Annotated in this window: 30 protein-coding genes; 18 read left to right on the top strand and 12 right to left on the bottom strand. The window is 54.8% G+C overall.

Going from position 1 to position 20,866, the window contains the following annotated elements; translation table 11 throughout:
* Positions 1 to 19: 19 nt before the first annotated feature.
* The 5 genes from rhaM to rhaB all read right to left on the bottom strand — a co-directional run bounded on the left by rhaM (position 20) and on the right by rhaB (position 5,157).
* Positions 20 to 334: an L-rhamnose mutarotase gene (gene rhaM, locus GYRE_RS04490; protein WP_038253417.1), complete on the bottom strand. Its 315-nt coding sequence runs from the start codon at positions 332 to 334 to the stop codon at positions 20 to 22.
* Entirely contained in the window at positions 331 to 1,479 is a 1,149-nt protein-coding gene (gene fucO, locus GYRE_RS04485; RefSeq protein WP_038253415.1) for a lactaldehyde reductase, read from the bottom strand. The genes rhaM and fucO overlap by 4 nt, the downstream gene beginning before the upstream one ends.
* Positions 1,480 to 1,535: 56 nt before the next feature.
* Positions 1,536 to 2,366, bottom strand: a complete 831-nt coding sequence (gene rhaD / locus GYRE_RS04480; protein WP_038253412.1) for a rhamnulose-1-phosphate aldolase — start codon at positions 2,364 to 2,366, stop codon at positions 1,536 to 1,538.
* Between the two features lie 65 nt (positions 2,367 to 2,431).
* Entirely contained in the window at positions 2,432 to 3,691 is a 1,260-nt protein-coding gene (gene rhaA, locus GYRE_RS04475; RefSeq protein ID WP_038253411.1) for an L-rhamnose isomerase, read from the bottom strand.
* The gene (gene rhaB, locus GYRE_RS04470) at positions 3,688 to 5,157 is read right to left on the bottom strand and encodes a rhamnulokinase (protein ID WP_038253410.1); all 1,470 of its coding nucleotides are present in this window, start codon (positions 5,155 to 5,157) and stop codon (positions 3,688 to 3,690) included. Before rhaB ends, rhaA begins: the two co-directional genes overlap by 4 nt.
* A gap of 303 nt (positions 5,158 to 5,460) precedes the next feature.
* On the opposite strand from rhaB, the gene rhaS reads away from it, so the two are divergent.
* Together rhaS and rhaR are read left to right on the top strand one after the other, a co-directional pair.
* Positions 5,461 to 6,297, top strand: a complete 837-nt coding sequence (rhaS, locus tag GYRE_RS04465) for an HTH-type transcriptional activator RhaS (RefSeq protein WP_006817972.1) — start codon at positions 5,461 to 5,463, stop codon at positions 6,295 to 6,297.
* A 71-nt stretch (positions 6,298 to 6,368) separates the two neighbouring features.
* Positions 6,369 to 7,217 carry an HTH-type transcriptional activator RhaR gene (rhaR, locus tag GYRE_RS04460; protein WP_038253407.1) on the top strand — a complete coding sequence of 283 codons (849 nt, stop codon included), beginning with the start codon at positions 6,369 to 6,371 and terminating at the stop codon, positions 7,215 to 7,217.
* Here the strand turns inward: rhaR and rhaT are convergent, their stop codons facing one another.
* Positions 7,218 to 8,252, bottom strand: coding sequence for an L-rhamnose/proton symporter RhaT (gene rhaT / locus GYRE_RS04455; protein WP_038253405.1), 1,035 nt, complete (start codon positions 8,250 to 8,252; stop codon positions 7,218 to 7,220).
* 287 nt (positions 8,253 to 8,539) lie between these two features.
* Between rhaT and sodA the strand changes: the two genes are divergently transcribed.
* Both sodA and kdgT read left to right on the top strand, forming a co-directional pair.
* Positions 8,540 to 9,160 (top strand): superoxide dismutase [Mn], encoded by a 621-nt coding sequence (gene sodA / locus GYRE_RS04450; RefSeq protein ID WP_038253403.1) that lies wholly within the window; start codon positions 8,540 to 8,542, stop codon positions 9,158 to 9,160.
* Positions 9,161 to 9,418: 258 nt separating this feature from the next.
* Positions 9,419 to 10,402 (top strand): 2-keto-3-deoxygluconate transporter, encoded by a 984-nt coding sequence (gene kdgT, locus GYRE_RS04445; protein WP_006817967.1) that lies wholly within the window; start codon positions 9,419 to 9,421, stop codon positions 10,400 to 10,402.
* A 47-nt stretch (positions 10,403 to 10,449) separates the two neighbouring features.
* Here the strand turns inward: kdgT and GYRE_RS04440 are convergent, their stop codons facing one another.
* Positions 10,450 to 11,343 (bottom strand): dihydrodipicolinate synthase family protein, encoded by an 894-nt coding sequence (locus GYRE_RS04440; protein WP_038253402.1) that lies wholly within the window; start codon positions 11,341 to 11,343, stop codon positions 10,450 to 10,452.
* 156 nt (positions 11,344 to 11,499) lie between these two features.
* On the opposite strand from GYRE_RS04440, the gene yiiM reads away from it, so the two are divergent.
* A complete protein-coding gene (yiiM, locus tag GYRE_RS04435; protein WP_038253400.1) occupies positions 11,500 to 12,174 on the top strand; it encodes a 6-hydroxyaminopurine reductase in 675 nt (224 codons plus the stop codon).
* A gap of 37 nt (positions 12,175 to 12,211) precedes the next feature.
* Here the strand turns inward: yiiM and cpxA are convergent, their stop codons facing one another.
* Together cpxA and cpxR are read right to left on the bottom strand one after the other, a co-directional pair.
* Positions 12,212 to 13,585 (bottom strand): envelope stress sensor histidine kinase CpxA, encoded by a 1,374-nt coding sequence (gene cpxA / locus GYRE_RS04430; protein ID WP_006817964.1) that lies wholly within the window; start codon positions 13,583 to 13,585, stop codon positions 12,212 to 12,214.
* A complete protein-coding gene (cpxR, locus tag GYRE_RS04425; RefSeq protein ID WP_006817963.1) occupies positions 13,582 to 14,280 on the bottom strand; it encodes an envelope stress response regulator transcription factor CpxR in 699 nt (232 codons plus the stop codon). Before cpxR ends, cpxA begins: the two co-directional genes overlap by 4 nt.
* A gap of 150 nt (positions 14,281 to 14,430) precedes the next feature.
* Between cpxR and cpxP the strand changes: the two genes are divergently transcribed.
* Entirely contained in the window at positions 14,431 to 14,931 is a 501-nt protein-coding gene (cpxP, locus tag GYRE_RS04420) for a cell-envelope stress modulator CpxP (protein ID WP_006817962.1), read from the top strand.
* Positions 14,932 to 15,116: 185 nt separating this feature from the next.
* Here cpxP and GYRE_RS04415 read toward each other — a convergent pair whose 3' ends face one another.
* The 3 genes from GYRE_RS04415 to GYRE_RS04405 all read right to left on the bottom strand — a co-directional run bounded on the left by GYRE_RS04415 (position 15,117) and on the right by GYRE_RS04405 (position 16,939).
* Positions 15,117 to 16,097, bottom strand: coding sequence for a phage integrase (locus GYRE_RS04415; RefSeq protein WP_038253399.1), 981 nt, complete (start codon positions 16,095 to 16,097; stop codon positions 15,117 to 15,119).
* A gap of 69 nt (positions 16,098 to 16,166) precedes the next feature.
* Positions 16,167 to 16,460, bottom strand: a complete 294-nt coding sequence (locus GYRE_RS04410; RefSeq protein WP_038253398.1) for a helix-turn-helix domain-containing protein — start codon at positions 16,458 to 16,460, stop codon at positions 16,167 to 16,169.
* Positions 16,461 to 16,702: 242 nt separating this feature from the next.
* The gene (locus tag GYRE_RS04405; protein WP_038253396.1) at positions 16,703 to 16,939 is read right to left on the bottom strand and encodes a hypothetical protein; all 237 of its coding nucleotides are present in this window, start codon (positions 16,937 to 16,939) and stop codon (positions 16,703 to 16,705) included.
* Between the two features lie 94 nt (positions 16,940 to 17,033).
* Here GYRE_RS04405 and GYRE_RS04400 point away from each other — a divergent pair, with 94 nt between their 5' ends.
* From GYRE_RS04400 to GYRE_RS24705, 12 genes are all read left to right on the top strand, one after another.
* Positions 17,034 to 17,306 carry a Cox family DNA-binding protein gene (locus GYRE_RS04400; RefSeq protein ID WP_038253393.1) on the top strand — a complete coding sequence of 91 codons (273 nt, stop codon included), beginning with the start codon at positions 17,034 to 17,036 and terminating at the stop codon, positions 17,304 to 17,306.
* A 26-nt stretch (positions 17,307 to 17,332) separates the two neighbouring features.
* Positions 17,333 to 17,548 carry a hypothetical protein gene (locus tag GYRE_RS04395; RefSeq protein ID WP_038253390.1) on the top strand — a complete coding sequence of 72 codons (216 nt, stop codon included), beginning with the start codon at positions 17,333 to 17,335 and terminating at the stop codon, positions 17,546 to 17,548.
* On the top strand, positions 17,538 to 17,711 hold the full coding sequence (locus GYRE_RS24710; protein WP_167829690.1) for a hypothetical protein: 174 nt from the start codon (positions 17,538 to 17,540) through the stop codon (positions 17,709 to 17,711). The genes GYRE_RS04395 and GYRE_RS24710 overlap by 11 nt, the downstream gene beginning before the upstream one ends.
* A gap of 12 nt (positions 17,712 to 17,723) precedes the next feature.
* Positions 17,724 to 17,954, top strand: coding sequence for a phage filamentation protein Fil family protein (locus tag GYRE_RS04390; protein ID WP_038253387.1), 231 nt, complete (start codon positions 17,724 to 17,726; stop codon positions 17,952 to 17,954).
* Complete coding sequence (locus tag GYRE_RS04385) at positions 17,955 to 18,164, top strand: hypothetical protein (RefSeq protein WP_038253385.1); 210 nt, start codon at positions 17,955 to 17,957, stop codon at positions 18,162 to 18,164.
* Positions 18,165 to 18,172: 8 nt separating this feature from the next.
* Positions 18,173 to 18,445 (top strand): hypothetical protein, encoded by a 273-nt coding sequence (locus GYRE_RS04380; protein ID WP_038253384.1) that lies wholly within the window; start codon positions 18,173 to 18,175, stop codon positions 18,443 to 18,445.
* A gap of 67 nt (positions 18,446 to 18,512) precedes the next feature.
* On the top strand, positions 18,513 to 18,737 hold the full coding sequence (locus GYRE_RS04375) for a hypothetical protein (RefSeq protein ID WP_038253382.1): 225 nt from the start codon (positions 18,513 to 18,515) through the stop codon (positions 18,735 to 18,737).
* Positions 18,734 to 19,285: a 3'-5' exonuclease gene (locus GYRE_RS04370; RefSeq protein WP_038253381.1), complete on the top strand. Its 552-nt coding sequence runs from the start codon at positions 18,734 to 18,736 to the stop codon at positions 19,283 to 19,285. The genes GYRE_RS04375 and GYRE_RS04370 overlap by 4 nt, the downstream gene beginning before the upstream one ends.
* An 8-nt stretch (positions 19,286 to 19,293) precedes the next feature.
* Positions 19,294 to 19,521, top strand: coding sequence for a ParE family toxin-like protein (locus GYRE_RS04365; protein WP_038253380.1), 228 nt, complete (start codon positions 19,294 to 19,296; stop codon positions 19,519 to 19,521).
* Complete coding sequence (locus tag GYRE_RS04360) at positions 19,518 to 20,483, top strand: DNA adenine methylase (RefSeq protein WP_038253378.1); 966 nt, start codon at positions 19,518 to 19,520, stop codon at positions 20,481 to 20,483. Before GYRE_RS04365 ends, GYRE_RS04360 begins: the two co-directional genes overlap by 4 nt.
* Positions 20,483 to 20,689, top strand: coding sequence for a hypothetical protein (locus tag GYRE_RS04355; RefSeq protein ID WP_003835835.1), 207 nt, complete (start codon positions 20,483 to 20,485; stop codon positions 20,687 to 20,689). Before GYRE_RS04360 ends, GYRE_RS04355 begins: the two co-directional genes overlap by 1 nt.
* Complete coding sequence (locus GYRE_RS24705) at positions 20,686 to 20,859, top strand: hypothetical protein (protein WP_167829689.1); 174 nt, start codon at positions 20,686 to 20,688, stop codon at positions 20,857 to 20,859. Before GYRE_RS04355 ends, GYRE_RS24705 begins: the two co-directional genes overlap by 4 nt.
* The last annotated feature ends 7 nt before the right edge of the window (positions 20,860 to 20,866 follow it).

The following is a 20,866-nucleotide window of genomic DNA, read 5'->3' as shown; positions in this document are numbered from 1 at the left end:
AAGAGAGGGGAAAGGACTATCACGTCAGATAAAACACCGGCTTCAGCTCGGCGCTCAGCGGGCTGTTGTCCGGATTAGCGGGCATCACTTCGCGCATGTGTTTCCACCAACGTTTGCACACCTCGGTGCTGGCAACAGCGTTCCAGCGCTCTTCTGACTCAATCTCAACGCTGGCAAACAGTAGGTGCCGCACGGGATCGAGCCAGATGGCGTAGTGGTGTGCTCCGTGCGCCTTAAGCGTGGCCTCAAGCTCCGGCCAGATGGGGTTATGCCGCCGTTCGTACTCCTCGTGCGCGTCGGGGTTCACCTGCATCACGAAGGCTTTGCGGATCATAGCGCCTCCAGGTACAGCTCGCGCACTTCGTCGCGGCTGGCGGTACGCGGGTTGCACGGTGCGCATGGGTCGGCGAGGGCTTTATCCAGCCAGCCTTCGATATCTGCTTTAGTCACGCCAAGCTTGCTGAATCCGGATGGGATCCCCACGCGGGTGCTCAGCTGACGAATGGCTTCTATCGCCGTCATGCTGGCCGCTTCGTCGCTCATGCCCCGCGTGTCCACGCCCATCGCCTGCGCCACGCGGGCAAAGCGCGCCACGGCGTTAGGGCGGTTAAAGTTCTCGATAACCGGCAGCAGAATAGCGTTACACACGCCATGCGGCAGGTTATGGGTCGCTCCCGGCTGGTGCGCCAGCGCATGAACCAGGCCAAGACCGGCGCTATTGAACGCCATTCCTGCCAGATACTGGCCAAATGCCATCTGCTCGCGCGCTTCGAGGTTGTGACCATCATCGACGGCTTTCGGCAGCCACAGGTTAATCAGGCGTATCGCTTCCAGCGCATTGGCGTCGGTCAGCGGGTGAGCACCAACGGAAACATAGGCTTCGATAGCGTGGGTTAACGCATCCATTCCGGTGGCGGCGGTGACGGAGGCCGGGATTTCCAGCATGACGCTTGCATCGTCAACGGCGATATCCGGAATGATATTGGAATCGATGATGACCTCTTTGACCTGGCGCTCGCTGTCGATGATCACCGCGTTGCTGGTCATCTCGGCGGCGGTGCCTGCCGTGGTGTTAATCGCCACCAGGTGAACGCCAGGATGGATGACTTTGCCGACGCCGGAATACGCCGTGGAAGGGCCCGGGTTGGCCGTCAGGATTTTAATCGCTTTGGCGGTATCGATTGGGCTGCCGCCGCCAAAGGCAATAATGTAATCGCACTGCGCGTCCTTATAGGCCTCATATCCTTTTTGTACCAGCGCTTCCGTTGGATTTGGAAAGACGTCATCGAACAGATGATATGACATCTGGTGCGCGTCCAGCGCGGCAAACAGGCTGTCGAGCAGCCCCAGTTTGACCAGCTGTCCGTCGGTAACAATCAGCGCTTTGCCCCACTGCTTGCCCGCCACCAGGTTAACCATATCGCCAATCGCGCCTGCGCCGTGCAGGCTGATTTTGGGTAACGCCAACATAAAACTCATGACAATTCTCCTTAAGGTTTACTGTGATGCTTCCGGCAGCAGCAGGCGCGTATGGGCTATGCGTAAAGTTCCAGGGCGCTGGCCAGTGGGGTCACGCCAAAGCGTTTACCCAGCGCAATCAACTGCTCGCGGGTGATGGTCTGCTTCATGCCGCCCATCGAATAGATTTTCACCAGCACTTCGGCGGATTTTTCTGCGGTGTCGATAAGACCGAACGCCTCGTCAAGCGTTGGACCGCTGCCGAAAACGCCGTGGAACGGCCACAGCACCAGTGGGTGTTTTTGCATCTCCTGAGCGGTAGCCTGGCCGATTTCATCGGTGCCCGGCACCATCCACGGCAGAATGCCAACGCCGTCCGGGAAGACCACCAGGCACTCGGTGCTGCCTTCCCACAGTTTGCGGGTGAAGAGGGCGCTGCTGTTTTCCAGCACGTAGGTCAGGGCTATCAGGTTGGTCGCATGACAGTGCATGATCACGCGATCTTTACCGCCAGTGGCGATAATACGCTCACAGTGAGAGAGGAAATGTGCGGGCAGTTCCGAAGTCGGTACCGCTTCGTTGATAAGCCCCCACAGGATGTGATACCCCGCGCCGTCGCTGTCGACCTGTACAATGCCGAGGTTACCCGCCGGGCACAGCTGTACGTTGCGAAAGAATTTCCCTGAGCCGGTGACGATGAACGGCGTATTGGCCAGCAGCGGCATCGGCTGGCTCAGCGCGATGTAGCGCGGTTGTGGATGGAATTCTGCTTTAAATGGCGCGATGTCGCTTTCGTCGAGGCGCAGCGTCAGGTTACCGCCGTTACGCTCGTCCCAGCCTTTCAGCCACGCATCTGAGGTAGCTTTAATCATGCCCTGGACGAACCAGGCGTCGGTGATAGTCTGCATAGTCTTTTTGAGTTCCTTGTTGTGTCCCCCTCTCCCTGCGGGAGAGGGGTGGGATGAGGGCAGCATTACCCGCGCAGGCTTAAAACGTTTTTCTCGTAGGACCGAATGTTTTCCAGCCACTCGATGCCCGCCGGAGTGTCGTGACGCTGGCAGTACATCTCCCACACGGCCTGCCACGGCAGTACCTTCTGCTCCTCCAGCAGCGCCAGGCGTGCGGTGTAATCGCCACCAGATTCCAGCTGGCGCAGCAGGGTCGTTGGCTCCAGCAGCGCGCGTAGCAGTGCTTTTTTCATATTGCGGGTGCCAATCACCCAGGCGGCAATGCGGTTGATGGAGGCGTCAAAGAAGTCGAGACCGACATGGACGCGATCAAACAGGTCATGGCGGATAATTTCGCTGGCAATGGCCTGGGTCTCGTCATCCAGCAGCACTACGTGGTCGCTGTCCCAGCGTACCGGGCGGCTCACGTGCAGCAGCAGGCGCGGAACAAACAGCATCGCGGCGGAGATTTTGTCGGAAATCACCTCGGTCGGATGGAAGTGTCCGGCATCGAGGCATAGCGCGGTCTGGCGGCTGGTGGCGTAGCCCATATAAAACTCGTTCGACCCAACGGTGTAACTCTCGGCGCCAATGCCGAACAGTTTGCTTTCAACGGCGTCGATGTGGTGTGCCGGGTTCAGTTTTTCACTGATGATGTCGTCCAGTGCGTTCAACAGACGCTGGCGTGGGGCAAAACGGTCCACGGTGAGGTCTTTCATCCCGTCGGGGATCCAGATGTTCATCACCGACGGAGTACCTAGCTGCTCGCCAAAATATGCCGAAACGCGGCGGCTGGCTTTGCAGTGATCGATCCAGAACTGGCGAATCTCATCGTTAGCGTGGGCGAGGGTGAAACCGTCGGCACTCAGCGGATGTGAGAAGCAGGAGGGGTTGAAATCGAGCCCCAGATGGTTGGCTTTGGCCCAGCTCACCCAGTGGGTGAAGTGCTCAGGCTTGATTTCATTACGCGCTACCGGGGCATCGGATTCCAGATAAATGGCGTGCAGATTCAGGCGCTTTGGTCCCGGGATCAGGCTCAACGCCTGTTCAAGATCGGCCCGCAGCTCTGCGGCGTTGCGCGCCTTGCCCGGATAGTTACCGGTGGCCTGAATACCGCCGGTCAATGCTCCGCCAGGATTTTCAAAACCAGCAACGTCGTCGCCCTGCCAGCAGTGCATTGAAATTGGCAGGCGGTCGAGCTGGCGCAGTGCCTCCTCGACGTCCACGCCAACGGTGGCAAAACGCTGTTTAGCCAATTCCCAGGCCTGTTCTGTATGAGTCGTCATGCGCAAAGCTCCTTTGTCGGTGAAGTTGGCTGAAACTGCGCAACGTAGCGGGCAATTTCATGATTTGGATTCGGGGTAAAGGTGGTCAGCGGGTAGTTGTGGGCCACCAGCTGACGGAAGTCGTCGACGTTGTGCAGTTCATCAAGCGCCATCAGCTGAATGCCGATGTTGCCAAGCGTTGACGCCTCAACCGGCCCGGCAACCACGGTTATCCCGCAGGCATCGGCACAAAGCTGGTTGAGCAATGGGTTCTGACACCCGCCGCCGACGATATGTAGCTGCCCGAACGGGCGTCCGCGCAGCGCCGTCAGCTCCTCCAGCACGCGGGCGTAGAGCAGGGCGAGGCTGTCAAAAATACAGCGCGCCAGCTGGGCGGCAGAAGCCGGAACAGGCTGCTGGCTTTCGCGGCAGGCGGCCTGAATTTCTGCGCTCATGTTGTCGGGGTTGATGAAGCGGTCGTCGTTGGGGTTAATCACAAAGCGGCAGGCGGGTAACCGCTCCGTTTCTGCGATAAGTGACGGCAGGTGGCTTACGTTCTGCTCTTTCAGCACCCGCTGCAGCAGCCACAGGCCCATGATGTTTTTCAACACCCGATAGCGCCCTTCGGCACCGCCCTCATTGGTGATATTGGCCTGCAGCGCCGCCTCGCTGGTGTAAGGGGTTTTGCTCTCAAAGCCCATCAGAGACCAGGTGCCGGACGAGAGGTAGGCGGCATCGTGGTTCATCAGCGGGGAGGCGATCACCGCGCTTGCGGTATCGTGGCTGGCGACAGCAACCACCGGAATCGCATTACCCTGCGGGCAGATCCAGTGGCCAATCACGTTGCCGGGATGCGTCGGGGTGCCGAACCATTGGCGGGGTGCCCCGCTCCAGGCAAGCAGCGCGTCGTCCCAGCTGTCGGTGCTGATGTTCACCAGTTGAGTGGTGGTGGCGTTGGTGTATTCCCAGTTCATATTGCCGGTCAGGCGGTAGCTGAAGTAATCCGGGATCAGCAGCGCATGGGCCACCTGCTCCGCCAGCGCGGGCTGTTGCTCCGTCAGGGCGCGCAGCTGATAGAGGGTGTTGAAAGGTAAAAACTGAATACCGCTGCGACGATAAATATCGGCTTTGCCGAGCTGCGCCATAGCGCGCGGCATGATGCCGTGCGTACGGCTGTCGCGGTAAGAGACCGGCAGCCCGACGCGTTCGCCCTGTTTATCGAGCAGAACATAATCCACGCCCCAGGTATCAATGCCGATACTGTCGATGAGAATGCCTTCCGCACAGACGTTTTCCAGGCCGCGGCGGATCCCCGCTTCCAGGCTGTCGATATCCCAGCAGTCTGTTCCGTTGATTTTCTGCAGGCAGTTCACGAAGCGATGCGCTTCACGTAGTGACAGCGTACGCCGCTGGCGGTCGTAGGTGGCAAGCATTACCCGCCCGCTGGAGGCGCCTAAATCAACGGCGACGCAATGGCGAAAAGTCATGTCATGGGTCCTTCTCAGAATCAGTGGACCCAGTCTAAAAAGTGCCGCCCGGCACCACCTTCTTGTTACTGACAGGCAAAAATGGGCGCTGGCAAGAAAGCAAAGATGAGTGTGAGGAAGTTCACGGTTTCCAGTAATAGATGCGCTAAGTGGGGATGTGACCCGCTGCGCATTTCCTGATAATTCCGGGCGTATCTTGAAAAAGCGACAGGCTTTGCGCGCTTTGCTGTCGAAAATTCAAGGTGTCACGGAGGGCTGTTCATTACTATCCAGAAAACTCACCTGAATCGTGCAGGAGCCGGAATGACTATTTTGCAAAGCGCGGATTTTTTCCCCTCAGGCGTATCTCCTGTCGCGATCGAACCACGCCTTCCTCAGCCAGCGTTTCCCGAACATCATCATGATTTTCATGAAATTGTGATCGTTGAACACGGTACCGGTATTCATGTCTTTAACGGCCAGCCATATACCATCAGCGGCGGTACGGTATGCTTTGTGCGCGATCATGACCGCCATCTTTACGAGCATACTGACAATCTGTGCCTGACCAACGTGCTCTACCGTTCTCCGGATGCGTTCCAGTTTCTCTCGGGCGTCAATCAACTGCTGCCACAGGAGCAGGACGGGGTGTATCCCTCCCACTGGCGGGTCAGCCAGAGCGCCCTGCAGCAGGTCCGGCAGCTGGTGGTACAAATGGAAAACGCCGAGCAGGGAGAGGCGGCGCACGCCGTCGCCAACCGGGAAATTCTGTTTATGCAGATGCTGATCCAACTGCGGCGCGGCAGCCTGGCGGCGGAGGCGCGGAATAATGATGCCCGGCTGAACCAGCTGATTGCCTGGCTTGACGATCATTTTGCGGAAGATATCTGCTGGGAAGGGGTAGCTGAGCGATTTTCGCTGTCGCTGCGCACCCTGCATCGTCAGCTGAAACAGCACACCGGCCTGACGCCGCAACGCTACCTGAACCGGGTACGGCTCACCAAAGCGCGCCATCTTTTGCGCCACAGTGATGAAAGCGTCACGGATATCGCATTTCGCTGCGGTTTTGGCGACAGTAACCACTTTTCAACGCTTTTCCGCCGGGAATTTAACTGGTCGCCGCGCGATATTCGCCAGGGACGCGACGTCCGGCTCCAGTAACGCGAGAGCAGTCACCGTTTTTTGCGCCTGAAACGCGAATAATATCCGGCTTCGTACAGTGAGGTGACGTCGTGTCCGGTGAACTTATCCTGCAAAAAGCGGAGTTTTTTGCCTCGCCCGCTCAGGCGGTGGCGGTAGCTGACCGCTACCCGCAAAACGTTTTTGCCGAACATACCCACGAATTCTGCGAGCTGGTGCTGGTGTGGCGCGGCAATGGCCTGCACATCCTCAACGACCGTCCCTACCGTATCACCCGCGGCGATCTGTTCTATATTCGCGCCGAAGATAAGCACGCCTACGCCTCGGTAAACTCTCTGGTGCTGCAGAATATTATCTACTGCCCGGAGCGGCTAACGCTTAACCTCGACTGGGCAGCGCATATTCCTGGTTTTAACGGTTCTCCCCGGCAACCTCACTGGCGCATCGGCAGTAACGGAATGACGCTGGTGCGGCAGGTAATAAGCCAGCTGGAGCATGAAAATCTGAAGGATGACCCACTTGCGGGAAATATGGCAGAACTGCTGTTTGCTCAGCTGGTGCTGACGTTGAGTCGTCATCGTTACGCTACCGATAACCTCGCGGCGACCGACAGCGAAACGCTGCTCGATAAACTGATTACGGCGCTGGCGGGGAGCCTTAACCGCCCCTTCACGCTGGAGCGTTTTTGTGAGCAGGAAGGCTGCAGCGAGCGCGCATTGCGTCAGCAGTTTCGTCAGCAGACCGGCATGACCGTCGGCCAGTATTTGCGCCAGCTGCGGATCTGCCACGCCCAGTATCTGTTACAGCATTCGCCGGGAATGATAAGCGACATTGCGATGATGTGCGGATTTGAAGACAGTAACTATTTCTCAGTGGTGTTTAATCGGGAAACGGGGATGACGCCAGGCCAGTGGCGTCATCGCAGTCGCGCGTTAGTCTGACTAGTTCGCCATACCAAGACCCACAATGTTAGCAGCGATGATGATCACCACGCAGCCGAGGCTCAGCACGCTCACCGGGCGGCGACCTGCGTTTTTCCACTCTTTGAGCACCAGCCCTACCAGGCCACCGCACAGCACGTAGAAACTCATGTGCAGCATCCAGCTCATGTAGTCGTACTGTGGCGGAATGCTGGCGTGTCCCCAGGCGTAGAAGAAGAACTGCAGATACCACATCAGACCGCCCAGTGCTGAAAGCAGGATATTGCTGATGATGAGCGATTTTGCCAGCGAGAAGTCGACTTTTACCGACAGGTTTTTAACTTTTGCCAGACGAATAAAGCAGAAGCCCAGATTGATAACCGCGCCGCCGCCCATAATGATGACGTAGCTCGGTAGCGCAACGTATAACGGGTCAACGCCCAGCGCCGCGGCAGCTTCATGCATAGGTTTGGCGGCGTTCATGGCAAATGACATGCCGGCCGAGAAAATCCCGCACATCACAGCCAGCGCCAGGCCTTTTTTCAGATTGAACTCTTCCGCCTGAATGCCCATTTTGCGCTCTTTGAGTTGACCTGCGCGGGTCACAATCCCAACGCCAATCAGCGCCACCAGAACACCAAGCAGGGTCATCTGACCGCCGGAGGTGTGGATCAGAACGTCAAAGTTGCCGTTAATAATCGGCGTCATCAGCGTACCAACCACCAGAGTAATACCGATAGCAATGCCGATCCCCATCGACATGCCAAGATAGCGCATGGTCAGGCCATAGTTGATATTGCCGATCCCCCACATAGCGCCGAACAGAAACACCGGCAGCAGCGTAGAGGCGGAAAAGGAGCGGTAATAGGCCCAGAAATCAGGCAGCAGCAGAGCGCTGACAATCCACGGCAGTATTATCCAGGAGACAATGCCGCCTATCGACCACATGGTCTCCCACGACCAGTTTTTCACTTTCTTGAACGGTGCATAGAAACAGGCTGCGCTGGCCGCACCTATTAAATGCCAAAAGATCCCCATCGTAATCGCGTGACTCATTTTTCTTATCCTCATCGTTGTCGTCGATGAATCTTCATCTGACGGGATGAGTGTAAAAATCATACAACTGATTAACCTTCGACCCCTTGCCGCAAAGCGTTCCGGGCTGGCAAAAAGCGCGTACTACGGGTGAGCTGTCTCACAGAATCAACGAGATAACCGGCGAGGATATCCACAGGAAAACTACGGCATTGATAATCATTTTCAATATCATTTAATTAACTATAATGAACCCACTGCTTACGCGGCGTTAACACCTCTGCCGCCCGATAATACTGGAGATGAAAATGAGCTATACACTGCCATCCCTGCCGTACGCTTATGATGCACTGGAACCGCACTTCGATAAGCAGACGATGGAAATCCATCACACCAAGCATCACCAGGCTTATGTCAACAACGCCAATGCCGCGCTGGAAAGCCTGCCAGAATTCGCCAACCTGTCTGCAGAAGAACTGATCGCTAAACTGGATCAACTGCCGGCTGACAAAAAAACCGTACTGCGTAACAACGCTGGCGGTCACGCGAACCACAGCCTGTTCTGGAAAGGCCTGAAAATCGGCACCACCCTGCAGGGTGACCTGAAAGCCGCCATCGAGCGCGACTTCGGTTCCGTAGACAACTTCAAAGCTGAGTTTGAAAAAGCCGCTGCAACCCGTTTCGGCTCTGGCTGGGCGTGGCTGGTACTGAAAGGTGACAAACTGGCTATCGTTTCTACCGCAAACCAGGACTCCCCGCTGATGGGTGAAGCTATTTCCGGCGCTTCCGGCTTCCCGATTGTGGGCCTGGACGTGTGGGAACACGCTTACTACCTGAAATTCCAGAACCGTCGCCCGGACTACATCAAAGCGTTCTGGGACGTTGTGAACTGGGACGAAGCCGCTGCACGTTTTGCTGCTAAAAAATAAGTTCTGACGCCTCTGGCGTGATGATAACCCTGCTCAATCGGCGGGGTTTTTTTATGCCTGCTACCCGCCTCCTGTGATACACGTCACCAACAGAAAACAATGATCTGATAATTATGAAATACAGTTTCATTTTGCAAATTGGATCACTTTTATCTGATTCGTGAATGTCTATTGTGGCTGCAACGACACCGCTGACGCGTGCATACAACAACAGAAATCAGCGGCCACAACATTACATTGATCGAGTCAGGTGGCGATATGCAGATTAAACGTGCGATTGAGAAAATCCCTGGTGGCATGATGTTAGTGCCGCTGTTTCTGGGCGCTCTGTGCCATACCTTCTCCCCGGATGCGGGTAAATACTTTGGCTCCTTTACCAACGGGATGATCACCGGAACCGTACCGATTCTGGCCGTCTGGTTCTTCTGCATGGGGGCTTCTATCAAACTGAGCGCCACCGGTACCGTGCTGCGTAAATCCGGCACGCTGGTGGTGACCAAAATCGCTGTGGCGTGGATTGTGGCGGCGATAGCTTCCCGCATCATTCCGGAGCATGGCGTTGAAGCCGGTTTCTTTGCCGGGTTGTCGACGCTGGCGCTGGTGGCGGCGATGGACATGACCAACGGCGGGCTGTACGCCTCGGTAATGCAGCAGTACGGCACCAAAGAAGAGGCCGGGGCGTTTGTCCTGATGTCGCTGGAGTCCGGCCCGCTGATGACCATGGTTATCCTCGGTACCGCCGGGATTGCCTCCTTCGAGCCTCACGTATTTGTCGGCGCAGTGCTGCCGTTCCTTGTCGGTTTTGCGCTCGGTAACCTCGATCCTGAGCTGCGTGAATTCTTCAGCAAAGCGGTGCAGACGCTGATCCCGTTCTTCGCGTTCGCGCTGGGTAATACGATTGATTTGAGCGTGATTGCGCAGACCGGCCTGCTCGGTGTGCTGCTGGGCGTGGCGGTGATCATCATCACCGGTATCCCGCTGATTCTTGCCGATAAGCTCATCGGGGGCGGCGACGGTACGGCAGGTATTGCTGCTTCAAGTTCCGCCGGTGCTGCTGTCGCAACGCCGGTGCTGATTGCAGAGATGGTGCCCGCGTTTAAACCGATTGCACCGGCCGCGACGTCGCTGGTTGCGACTTCGGTGATTGTGACGTCGATTCTGGTACCTATCATCACCTCTATGTGGTCGCGCAGGGTGAAAGGTGAAGCGGCGAAGGTTGAGATCCGCGAAACGGTAAAATAGATAACCCTGCTTCGATGAAAAAGCCCCGAACTACGGGGCTTTTATCGTTAGTTGAGCGCGAAAAGGTGGTCTATCTGCTGGCACTGTGCCACTGAAAGTTCACCCGCAAAGTTGCGTGAGTGAGGCTGGCAATAGCCGTTCTTGCGTGAGACAGCGGTTTTGATGGTGGTGACGAAGTCGTCACCGATGGTGTAAATCGACATAAAGCGGCTGATTTCACGCTGGACGTTATACAGCGTCTGCAGATCCCGTTCCTCCCAGGCATCCCGCGCCTGCACGAACAGCTCCGGAACGATGTTGTTCAGCCCGGAGATAATCCCCGCACCGCCCGCCAGCAGATTGGGAATGTAATACTCGTCGTAACCCGAGAGTACGGCAAAATCGTGACGTACTGATTCGGTGGCGAGAATGGTATTACGGGTGTGCGACTGGCAGTCCACCGTGTCTTTGATACCGGCGAAATTGGCAAACTCTTTGGCAAGCGTTGCTGTGATTTCAGGAGTGATATCGCACCCGGTTCGTGCCGGGAAGTTATAGGCGAACCACTTGCCGCTGAACTGACTACCAAGCTCGCGGAGGTAGCTCAGAAGCTGGCGTGGCGTTTGCCCATAGTAGTAGGGTGGCAGCACCATCACCGCGTCATAATCGCACTGCCAGGCCTCCTGCGCCATGCGCAGAATATCGCTCACGCAGGTGGAAGAGACGTTAGCCACCATTTTCAACGGCGACATTGCTCGCGCCTCGCGAATTAGCGTTAAGCGCTCCTCAAGGCTTAAGGAAGCGAATTCACCAATGCTGCCCATTAGTAGCAGCACATCGATGCGTGCGGCGGTCAGGCGTTCAAGGTGTTTTGCGAGGCCCTGCAGATCAAGTTGTCCCTGTGCATCCATCGGGGTGATTGAAGGACACCAGACGCCGGCAAACTGTGAATGACTGGTCACGTCGTTAACTCCTCATTGTGAAATGCCGTTTCAATTTCCATAAAGAGATACCATGATTCGCCCACCATAAGCGCTATGCTCGTCGCATTTTACGCAGTCGATGCGCAAAATTTATGCTCTAATAAGGCCACCAGGCGACGAAGGAAGGGAAAACAGATGCGACATGCGGTGGAAGTATTTACAGGTACAATCCGTGATTACGCCGGCAGCAGGCCGAGCGCCATTGGCAAAGTGCAGGTTGACGGCGAGCTGAAGCTAACGGAGCTTGGGCTGGAAGGCGACGAACAGGCCGAGAAAAAGATACACGGCGGGCCGGAGCGCGCGCTGTGCCACTACCCGCGCGAGCACTACGCCGAGTGGGCGCGAGAGTTCCCGGAGCTGGCTGAGCAGTTCTGCGCCCCGGCATTCGGCGAGAATCTGTCGACGGTGGGGATGACCGAAGAGAACGTCTACATCGGGGATATCTACCGTTGGGGTGAGGCGTTGATTCAGGTGACTCAGCCACGTTCCCCGTGTTTCAAGCTGAATTTCCATTTTAATATCAGTGATATGTCATCGCAGATGCAGGCCAGCGGCAAAGTGGGTTGGCTGTATCGCGTGGTTGCCGCGGGCAACGTGTCCAGCGATGCGCCGCTGGAGCTGGTTTCGCGGGTGAGCGATATTTCGGTACGTGAAGCGGCGGCGATTGCCTGGCATATGCCGTTTGACGATGAGCAGTACCACCGTTTGCTGTCGGCAGCAGGATTGTCGACCAGCTGGACCAGAACGATGCAGAAGCGTCGGTTAAGCGGTGTGATTGAAGATAATTCGCGGCGATTGTGGGGCGCGTAAACGCCCTCTCCGTTGCGGGAGAGGGCGGAGTAACGTCTTAATCTCGTTTGTATAGCGGCAGCCAGATGGTCAGGCGCAGGCCACCAAGCGGGCTGTCGTCTGCCTTCACCCAGCCACGGTGCTGCTGAATGGCGGTTTCAACAATCGCCAGTCCCAGCCCGGTACCGCCAGATTCACGATCGCGAGCCTCGTCGGTACGGTAGAACGGACGGAAGATTTGCTCTCTGTCCTCCGGACTGACGCCCGGACCATCGTCATCAACGTTTATCGTAATGCCGTCTTTATCCACCGCAAACGCCACCGAGATTTTGGTGTGCGAGTAACGCAGGGCGTTGCGAACGATATTCTCAAACGCACTTTCCAGCGCATTCGGGTTACCGTACAGCGGCCACGGGCCAGGTGGATATTCCACGGTAAACGATTTGCCCATTTGCTCAGCCTCAAAGGCCGCGTTGTCGAGCACTTCACCCCAGAGCTGGTTCGCCTTCAGGGTTTCGCTGACCAGCGCGTTCTTTTGCTGATTGCGCGACATGACCAGCAGATCGTTGATCATGCTGTCCAGACGCTGAGCCTCGGTTTCAATACGTGCCAGCTCTTTGCTCTCACCCGCGCGGCGTCGCAGCAGCGCGGTGCCCAGCTGCAGGCGCGTCAACGGCGTACGCAGTTCGTGCGAGATGTCAGACAGCAAACGCTGCTGGGTGGTCATCATGCGCTCCAGCGCGGTCACCATCTGGTTAAAGCTGGCGCCTGCTGCCAGGAACTCCTGAGGACCCGCCTCAAGCTCCGGATGCTGTCGCAGGTTACCCTGCGCCACTTCATCTGCCGCGTTCTTGAGCTTACGCGCCGGTTTGGCCAGGCTCCATGCCAGCCACAGCAGCAGCGGCGAGCTGACCAGCATTGTGACAATCAGCAGCAGCAGAGGTCGGTCGAACAGCAGGTTGATAAAATCAGACTGCGAACTGCTCGCCGGTCGAATCAGGTACAGCTGGTAGTTGTCTTCCCCATCACGAATGGCGAAAGGGCCGACCAGTTCTACCCGGCCGTACTTTTTCTTCTGCGGATGATCGGCGTTATCGGCCTGGCCGATAAAGTTACGAATGATCTGCATCTCGCTGCGTTCTGCGCCGATCACGCGGCCTTCACTGGTGACCAGCAACAAACGCTGCCCCGGAGGGGCCCATTTGTCGATGGCGCGAAACAACCGCCGCCACCACATCAGGTCGTTCGGCGGATCGTTCGCCAGTTCCGCTTCGACGTGCTGCTCGATCATCATGCCCTGACGCTGTTCGCTTTCCAGCAGTTCGGTCATCTGGCGTGAGTCGAGCTTTGGCAACATCAGAACCAGCATCAGCACCAGTGCCAGGGATAACCAGAAAATGGCAAAGATGCGTGCGGTCAAACTTCCTATCATGAAGCGGACACCATCAGATAGCCGCGGCCGCGCAGGGTTTTAAACCACGGATGGCCGTCCTGACGCTCTGGCAGTTTGCGGCGCAGGTTCGAAATATGCATATCGATTGCGCGATCAAACGGCGTTAAGCGCTTGCCCAACACTTCCTGACTCAGGTGTTCACGTGACACCACCTGCCCCAGATGCTGCGCCAGCAGATACAACAGCGTGAATTCGGTACCGGTCAGTTCCAGGGTTTGCCCGTCAAAGCTGGCTTCCTGGCGGCCCGGGTTCAGGCTGAGTGCGTCCACTTCCAGCGTTGGTGAGCCGTTATCGGTGTTTTGCTGCTGCTCGCTCCAGTGGGAACGGCGCAGAATTGCGCGAATACGGGCCACCAGTTCACGATCGTTAAACGGTTTAGGTAAATAGTCGTCCGCGCCGAGCTCAAGGCCCAGAACGCGATCCAGTTCGCTGCCGCGAGCGGTCAGCATAATCACGGGTGTCTGGTGTGTCTGACGTAGCTCTTTAAGGGTGTCGATGCCATTTTTCTTCGGCATCATCACGTCGAGCAAAAGCAGGTCGATGCTGTCATCGAGAAGCGCCAGCGCCTGTTCGCCATCATGGGCAACCAGAACGTTGAAGCCTTCCATGTCGAGCAGCTCCTTCAGCAGGGAGGTAAGCTCCCGATCGTCATCAACTAATAAGATTTTGTTCATTGGTTTAATACCTCCGAGGCAGAAATTACGTCATCAAGGCACGCTAATCCATGACTTTACGTTGTTTTACACCCCCTGACGCATGTTTGCAGCCTGAATCGTAGACTGTCTCTCGTTGAATCGCGACACAAAAGTTTTTGGGAGCAAGTGATGCGCAAAGTTACCGCTGCCGTCATGGCCTCAACGCTAGTGCTAAGTGGATTTAGCCAGGCAGCTGAAGTCGTCACCGGCGTTAACTGGCACCCGACTGAAGGGAGTGCGCAGCGAAACAGCCAGGGACATATGTTTGACGGCATAAGTTTAACCGAACATCAGCGTCAACAGATGCGGGATTTAATGCACAGGGCCAGGCACGAACGCCCGCCCGTGAGTATCAACGAAATGGAGACAATGCATCAGCTTGTCACCGCCGAAAAATTTGATGAAACCGCTGTCCGCGCTCAGGCAGAAAAGATGGCGCAGGAGCAGGTTGCTCGCCAGGTCGAAATGGCGAAGGTACGCAACCAGATGTACAACCTGCTAACACCGGAGCAGCAGGCTGTTTTACAAGAGAGACACCAGCAACGAATGGACCAGTTGCGTGAAGTTGCACGGATGCCGCAGAGCTCTGCGATAACAGTTTCAAGTAGCAATACCCGTAGCAACCAGTAACAAACCCTGTTTTCCTTGCCATAGACACCATCCCTGTCTTCCCCCACATGATGTGGGGGTTTTTTTTATCAATCACTTACCTCTGTATTCAAATCAAAACAACGACTTAAAAAGAGTTGTGAAGGTTTGGAACGTTTTCAAATTTCCCGGAGTGTGGACAGTATGTGGACACTCCGGGGCGCATTTTATGCCGCAATTCCTCCCTGCAATGGATTCAGTGTAACCGCGTTTTGCAGGTAGTCAGGCGACAGGTGCGCATAGACCATCGTTTGCTGAATATTCGCATGCCCCAGAATCTGTTGCAGTGCGATAATATTCCCACCGTTCATCATGAAATGGCTTGCAAAGGTGTGTCGCAGGATGTGCGTTGCCTGGTTTTCCGGAATATCTGGCTTTACCGCCCGCAGTATCTTGCAGAACCTTTCATAATCCACTTTGAACAGCTTCCCGCTGGCCTCTTTTTTCACCTTGTTTTCCAGCTCTTCAGAGATCGGCACCGTTCGCTTTTTCCCGTTCTTGGTCTTCAGGAACGTGACGCGGCAGTTAACGATATTCGACCGCTTAAGCGTGGCGACCTCTGACCATCTTCCGCCGGTGCTCAGGCACAGTAGAGCAACTAACAGATAATCCCCCTCCAGCACGCTCAGCAAACTGTTGATCTCATCCCGCTCCAGGAATGTCATTTCCGGGTTTTCTTCCGCCAGCGGTGGAAGCCCGTTAACGGGGTGTTGCCCGCTAAATTCCTCAATCTGTAATAACTTCGTAAACATGCCGGATAATCGGTACATCTCGCGATTAATCGTTGATGCCTTGATCCCGGCATTCAAACGGCTTGAGCGGTAATCCATTAAATCCCTTTTGCTTAACCGGTTAACGGCGGGATCGCCGAGGCCGCTTATTGTCTTCAAAAGGTGATTGAATTCCTTTTTGCCGTTTTCATGGTTTTGCCCGTGATACCGCCACCAGGCATCGAGCAACTCACTTAAGGGCCGCCGGTCGGCGCGCTTACCAGCCCATTCTTTTTGGCTGGCGTTCGCTATCGTGTATTGCTCAAAAGCGGTAGCTTCAGCCTTTCTGTCAAACGTCCTGCGGATGCGGCGTCCTGCTGCCCCGCGCGGTCTTATGTCCACCATATAGCGACCATCATCGAGCTTCTTAATCGACATAAGAAAGCCCTCCGGCGCTGATTTCACTATCTTGGTAACAAATAGTGAAAATGTAATGCTTATAAATTGTTAACCAGTCTGTTTCTCGGATTGGTCTGATTCCGGCAGCTCTGGCCCAATGTGCGCGAGGGCCGGTGCAATCTGACCAGCCTGCGGGGAGGTTTTGTCAGTCATCAGCCATAGCGTGTATTTTTGAAGTTGCGGGGTATTCGTGATCTTCAAAACAACTCCTAGCCCCGGCTCTGCGTGTCCACCCTCATAGTTTTTTAAAGTACTTAGAGCTAACCCGCTGATTTCGCAGAATCTTACTTGCGTCAGTCCTTCAGCTTTACGTATCGCCTTAATTTTTTCGGCTATGTTCATTTGACATGGTTCCTACCTTGAGCTATATTCTCCCAAAAGGTCTAAAAGTTAGAACCTTTTTGGGCGTAATTTCCAGCCGCTAGAACGTTTTCAAACGGTTTAGAAGGGGCTGGATCTTACGAGATTAACATGAAATGAGCAGGGGGAAACGATGGAGAGCGGCGCTGAAGGCGGCGGAGTAAACGATAAAGGTTTCCGCCGTCGATATTTCAGGAACGGATCTTATGCAGGGTCAATTAAGACTAGTGGCGGCTCTTTGGTGCTAGTGACTCAGTCAGTTCCGCCTTGGCAATGTACTGCTGAAGAAACGCTACGGTGTCCTTCGCTTGCTCAACAGTCAGGCCAGTAAAAACCTCATCGGCTGCGGGAATCTTGTTTGGTTGAGCCAAACGATAGTGAAACCGCAAACAGGCGAGATTATTTGCAATGTAGTACTCAAGTTCAGCAGGGATATAGATCGGGACTTCTTTGTTAGACATTTTTTATACCTTTCTGGTTGTGTGGAAACTCCAGAATACCATGTGCCGGGGCATGGTTAAAAATCCCGGCAAATTCAATCTATGAGGAGGTGTTATGGAAGCTCAAGACTACACCATCAAGTATCCACTTGATGCAGTGCATAGCGAAAAGTTCGCTGAGCTAATTGGTAAACCAAAGACCGCAGTGGACGAAATGATCAAAGCCCGGAAGCTGCCAGTGATTGAACTGCGCGACCCGACCAAACCGAACGCACGCGCCGGTGAGCGCTGGGTTTACATCCCTGAGTTCAATCGTGCTGTGCGTGAGGCGTACTACAACCGCCCGGTAGAACAGCGTGATGCCTGGTTGTTGTGGATGGGGCTTTAATGCGAACCGCTTCAGGGAGGGGGAACATGAAAAGTGGATTTGGCGGAGCGGTGACGCAGCTGAATAGTAAAACCAGCCTTTACCGTGGCTTTACCATTCTGAAACTCCCGCGCAAAAAACCATACAGTCGCCAGCGATATCAGATTACGCACGACGGCTGCTATTTCGGTATTGATTTTGCGTTTGCAGAGGCAATGGTGACCATTGATAGATTAAAGCGTGGTGAAAAATATGAAGCTTGAAATGATTGTTGGGCTCTTATTTTTCTCAATCGCAGTAATAAGCCTGATTCAGTTTCTAATCAGAATGCACTGTAAGAAGGTTAGGCAGAAAAGAGAAAAAGCCTTATCAGAATTTAAAACGCGCCGGGAAGAAGAAGAGCGCAAAGCACGCAGGCAACTTTAACAGGTACACGATATGAACGAAGAGATCCCATCACTTGCAAGCCTCCTGAAAAATGGTTGTCAGGTTACACACTACCGTAATACGCGGGGCTGGATTGAATGCCCGGACGGGCGTTTCTTTAAGCCGGAGCCTAATAAGGTTCGTTTTGTTAAGGGAATGAGCAAACCTTTTGTTTATACGAAAAAGATAAATAAAGGTTTATTTAGTGCCTTGCTACATTTCATAAAAAAACTGGGTGCCTGAATGACTCTGCTCTTGGCTCACCAGTTGTCACCTGAATTGCAGGTAAAAATGCAGAGCGCGCGGCGCATACGGATTGCTAAGGCTGAGCTTGCCATGATCCGCATTCAGTCGATACTTGGCCTGAGCGATGAGGAGCTTATCTGCGCAACCAGAAGAGTAACTGCACTGGATGTGACAGAGAATCTTTCACCACCACCAAAGAATCGGTGAGGCTCAATATGTTTACTGAAGAGAAAACATCGTGGGAACGGGAAATGCTGATCCGCGAGGCGATAGAAAATGCGGAGCAGGGTTTTACCGTAATTTTGAGAAACGGGAATCGCATTATCGTTGCGCCAGATAGCCCATCTATTGATCTGATCATTTACGGGTTGGAGAAAACAATCCGAGGTAATCACGAGCGTGCGCGAATGACCTTTATTGATTTTCTATATTACTGGCACGAAAGATTGTTTAAACAGGTTAAAAGAAAACCTCGCCCTAACCACTAATTAAGCAGGCTTAAATTAACGGCATTTATTTTGCCGGGGATTCGTTTTGCCTTTTTCAGGAGGTTGCATGTCGGTTAAGTCAATAAAGCTGGATAGCGAAATAAGTGATCCGGAGTTTGTAGAGATAAGCGCCAACGCACGAAAGCACGAGCGCGCCCACCTTTTGGGGTTGCTTCGTATTTTTGTCAGCCAGCTGAAAAAGGAAAGCGCCACACCAGAAGAGATTTATTCATCAGTCGAGCGGTGGATCGCAAGCCGCGAATTAACCATTAACGAGGGTAACAAACAATGAATAACTTCATGTTAGATATTCGCGCGCTGGGGAAAGCGCCAAATTCGCCGATCTTTGCTATTGAGTGCGTTTTCTTCGAGCCCTCGACAGGTCAGATTGGTCCGCAGTTTTATCGCGCCATAAATATCAGGACGGTAGGGGGCATTTATCCTGAAGCTGTTTTGCAGCTCATGAAGGGAGACAACGCGCAGCGCGCTGAGGTTATCAGTGCAACTTGCAGCGAGATTGACGCCATACAGTCCGCCTGCCGGTTTATTAATACCACCGCATCAAAACACGAAAAACTCTATTGCTGGTCTGCGAGCAATTCAGCTGATGTGGCTACGCTGGCTCATGCTCTCTCCCGATATGGCATCCCAGACCAGGTTCTGCCGCCTTTCGAAATTCGGCATCTCTCTACGTTAATCCACATCGCCGGTATCACCGGATATACACCGCACCCGCGCCGCTCGACGGCAACCTACATGCTGACCGATGCGGCATATCGGGCTGAGCAGGTTTGCGAGGTCTGGCAGCGCCTGACCAGTCCTCACTTTGAGTCCCTGTGAGGTCTGCCATGCATCCGCGTCTTTCAGTCGTTTGCAGCGCGCCATTGCCTGTATGCACCAGGGCGATTGCCGCCCTGAAATGTTTTTCACGTGGTCAGCACAACTTCTCCCGCGTCAAACCGCACGCCTATCTCGTGATCCGCATTGGCCGCCGCTGGCGCTTGCTAAGCAAGAACGGCGGCGCTCAGTGGCGGCTCATGACCCATGAAACCTACAACCAGGAGTTTCGCAAATGATCAGATCACCAATTAAATGGGCGGGAGGAAAAACCCGCGTTATGCCGCAGCTGCTTAAGCATTTGCCGAAAGCGGATTGTCTGATTGAGCCGTTTGTGGGGAGTGGTACGGTGTTTATGAACACGGATTACCGCCGCTACGTTCTCTGCGACAGTAATATCGCGCTGATTAATTTTTTCCGACAATTAACCGGCCGCAAAGAAGACGCTATTGCCGCCTGCCGCTGGGCTTTCAAAGGCGGAAACAGTGCGGAGGAATACTACAGACGGCGCACTGAGTTCAATTCACTGGCCCGCCAGGCTGACTCTGATCCGGACGCAGCAATGCTTTATGCCGCGTATTTCCTGTATCTGAATCGGCATGGCTATAACGGTCTGTATCGCGTTAACCAGAAGGGCGAATTCAACGTTCCATTCGGTAAGTATGCCGAGCCTTACTTTCCTGAAGCGGAAATGCGCTTATTCGCCGAAAAGGCCAGCGACACAAAAGCGGTCTTTATCCATAGTGATTTCCGCCAGTCTATCCCTGACGTTATGCAACTCGCGCATGACGCGGTGATTTATTGTGACCCACCCTATATTCCTGCGAGCGACACCGCCAATTTCACCGCCTACGGCAAACCCTTTACCCTGGATGATCATCGCGCTCTGGTAGCGGCTCTTGTGGCTGTTAACCGTCAGTACGCCACCCGCTCGATCATCTCAAACAGCGACACGCCTGAAACTCGCGAAATTTATTCCGCCTTCAACCTTCACTCCCTGAGTGTCCGCCGCTCTGTGAGCGCCAAAAGCCGCGATATGGCTGGCGAGGTTATTGGCGTTCTTCGCGTGTGTGATGGCTGCGATCGTGCTGGCGGTGGTTGCTGCCCGGATTGTGGGCCGGTAATGGGGAATGCGACTTACGGCGAGATGTTTTTAGGCTTCGACCCTGCCAAGGGCTGTGAAACACAGGAGCCTTTCTGATGACCATTAAAAAGACTCATACGGGCATCGTTATTACCAAAGACGGCCCGCAGCGCAAGAAGTTGCACCAGACGGAATCCATGTGGGTAGTCGGTAAAACAGAGTGCTACCGGAAAGACACTGGCAAACGTCACTTTGCCGAACGCACCCGCCGTCGACTGCTGCTTGATTCAATCGAAGAGATTCGGGAGGTCGCCACCCGATGAACACAGTTGATGCAGTGATCACTCGCGTGCTCGACGTTCGCCCATACCGCCATTTCTGGATCGTTGAGGTGGAGGTGTTGAGCTGGGGCAGGTACAGCAGCACGACCATTATCCGTGATACCGAAAAAGACGCCCGGCAGATTAAGCCCGGCGACACCGTGACGGTGTAGGTGGTGC

It is taken from the genome of Yokenella regensburgei ATCC 49455, assembly GCF_000735455.1.
GTDB classification, from domain to species: Bacteria; Pseudomonadota; Gammaproteobacteria; order Enterobacterales; family Enterobacteriaceae; genus Yokenella; species Yokenella regensburgei.
The sequence above is the reverse complement of the archived record's forward strand: the minus strand, read 5'-3'. Positions and strand labels throughout refer to the sequence as shown.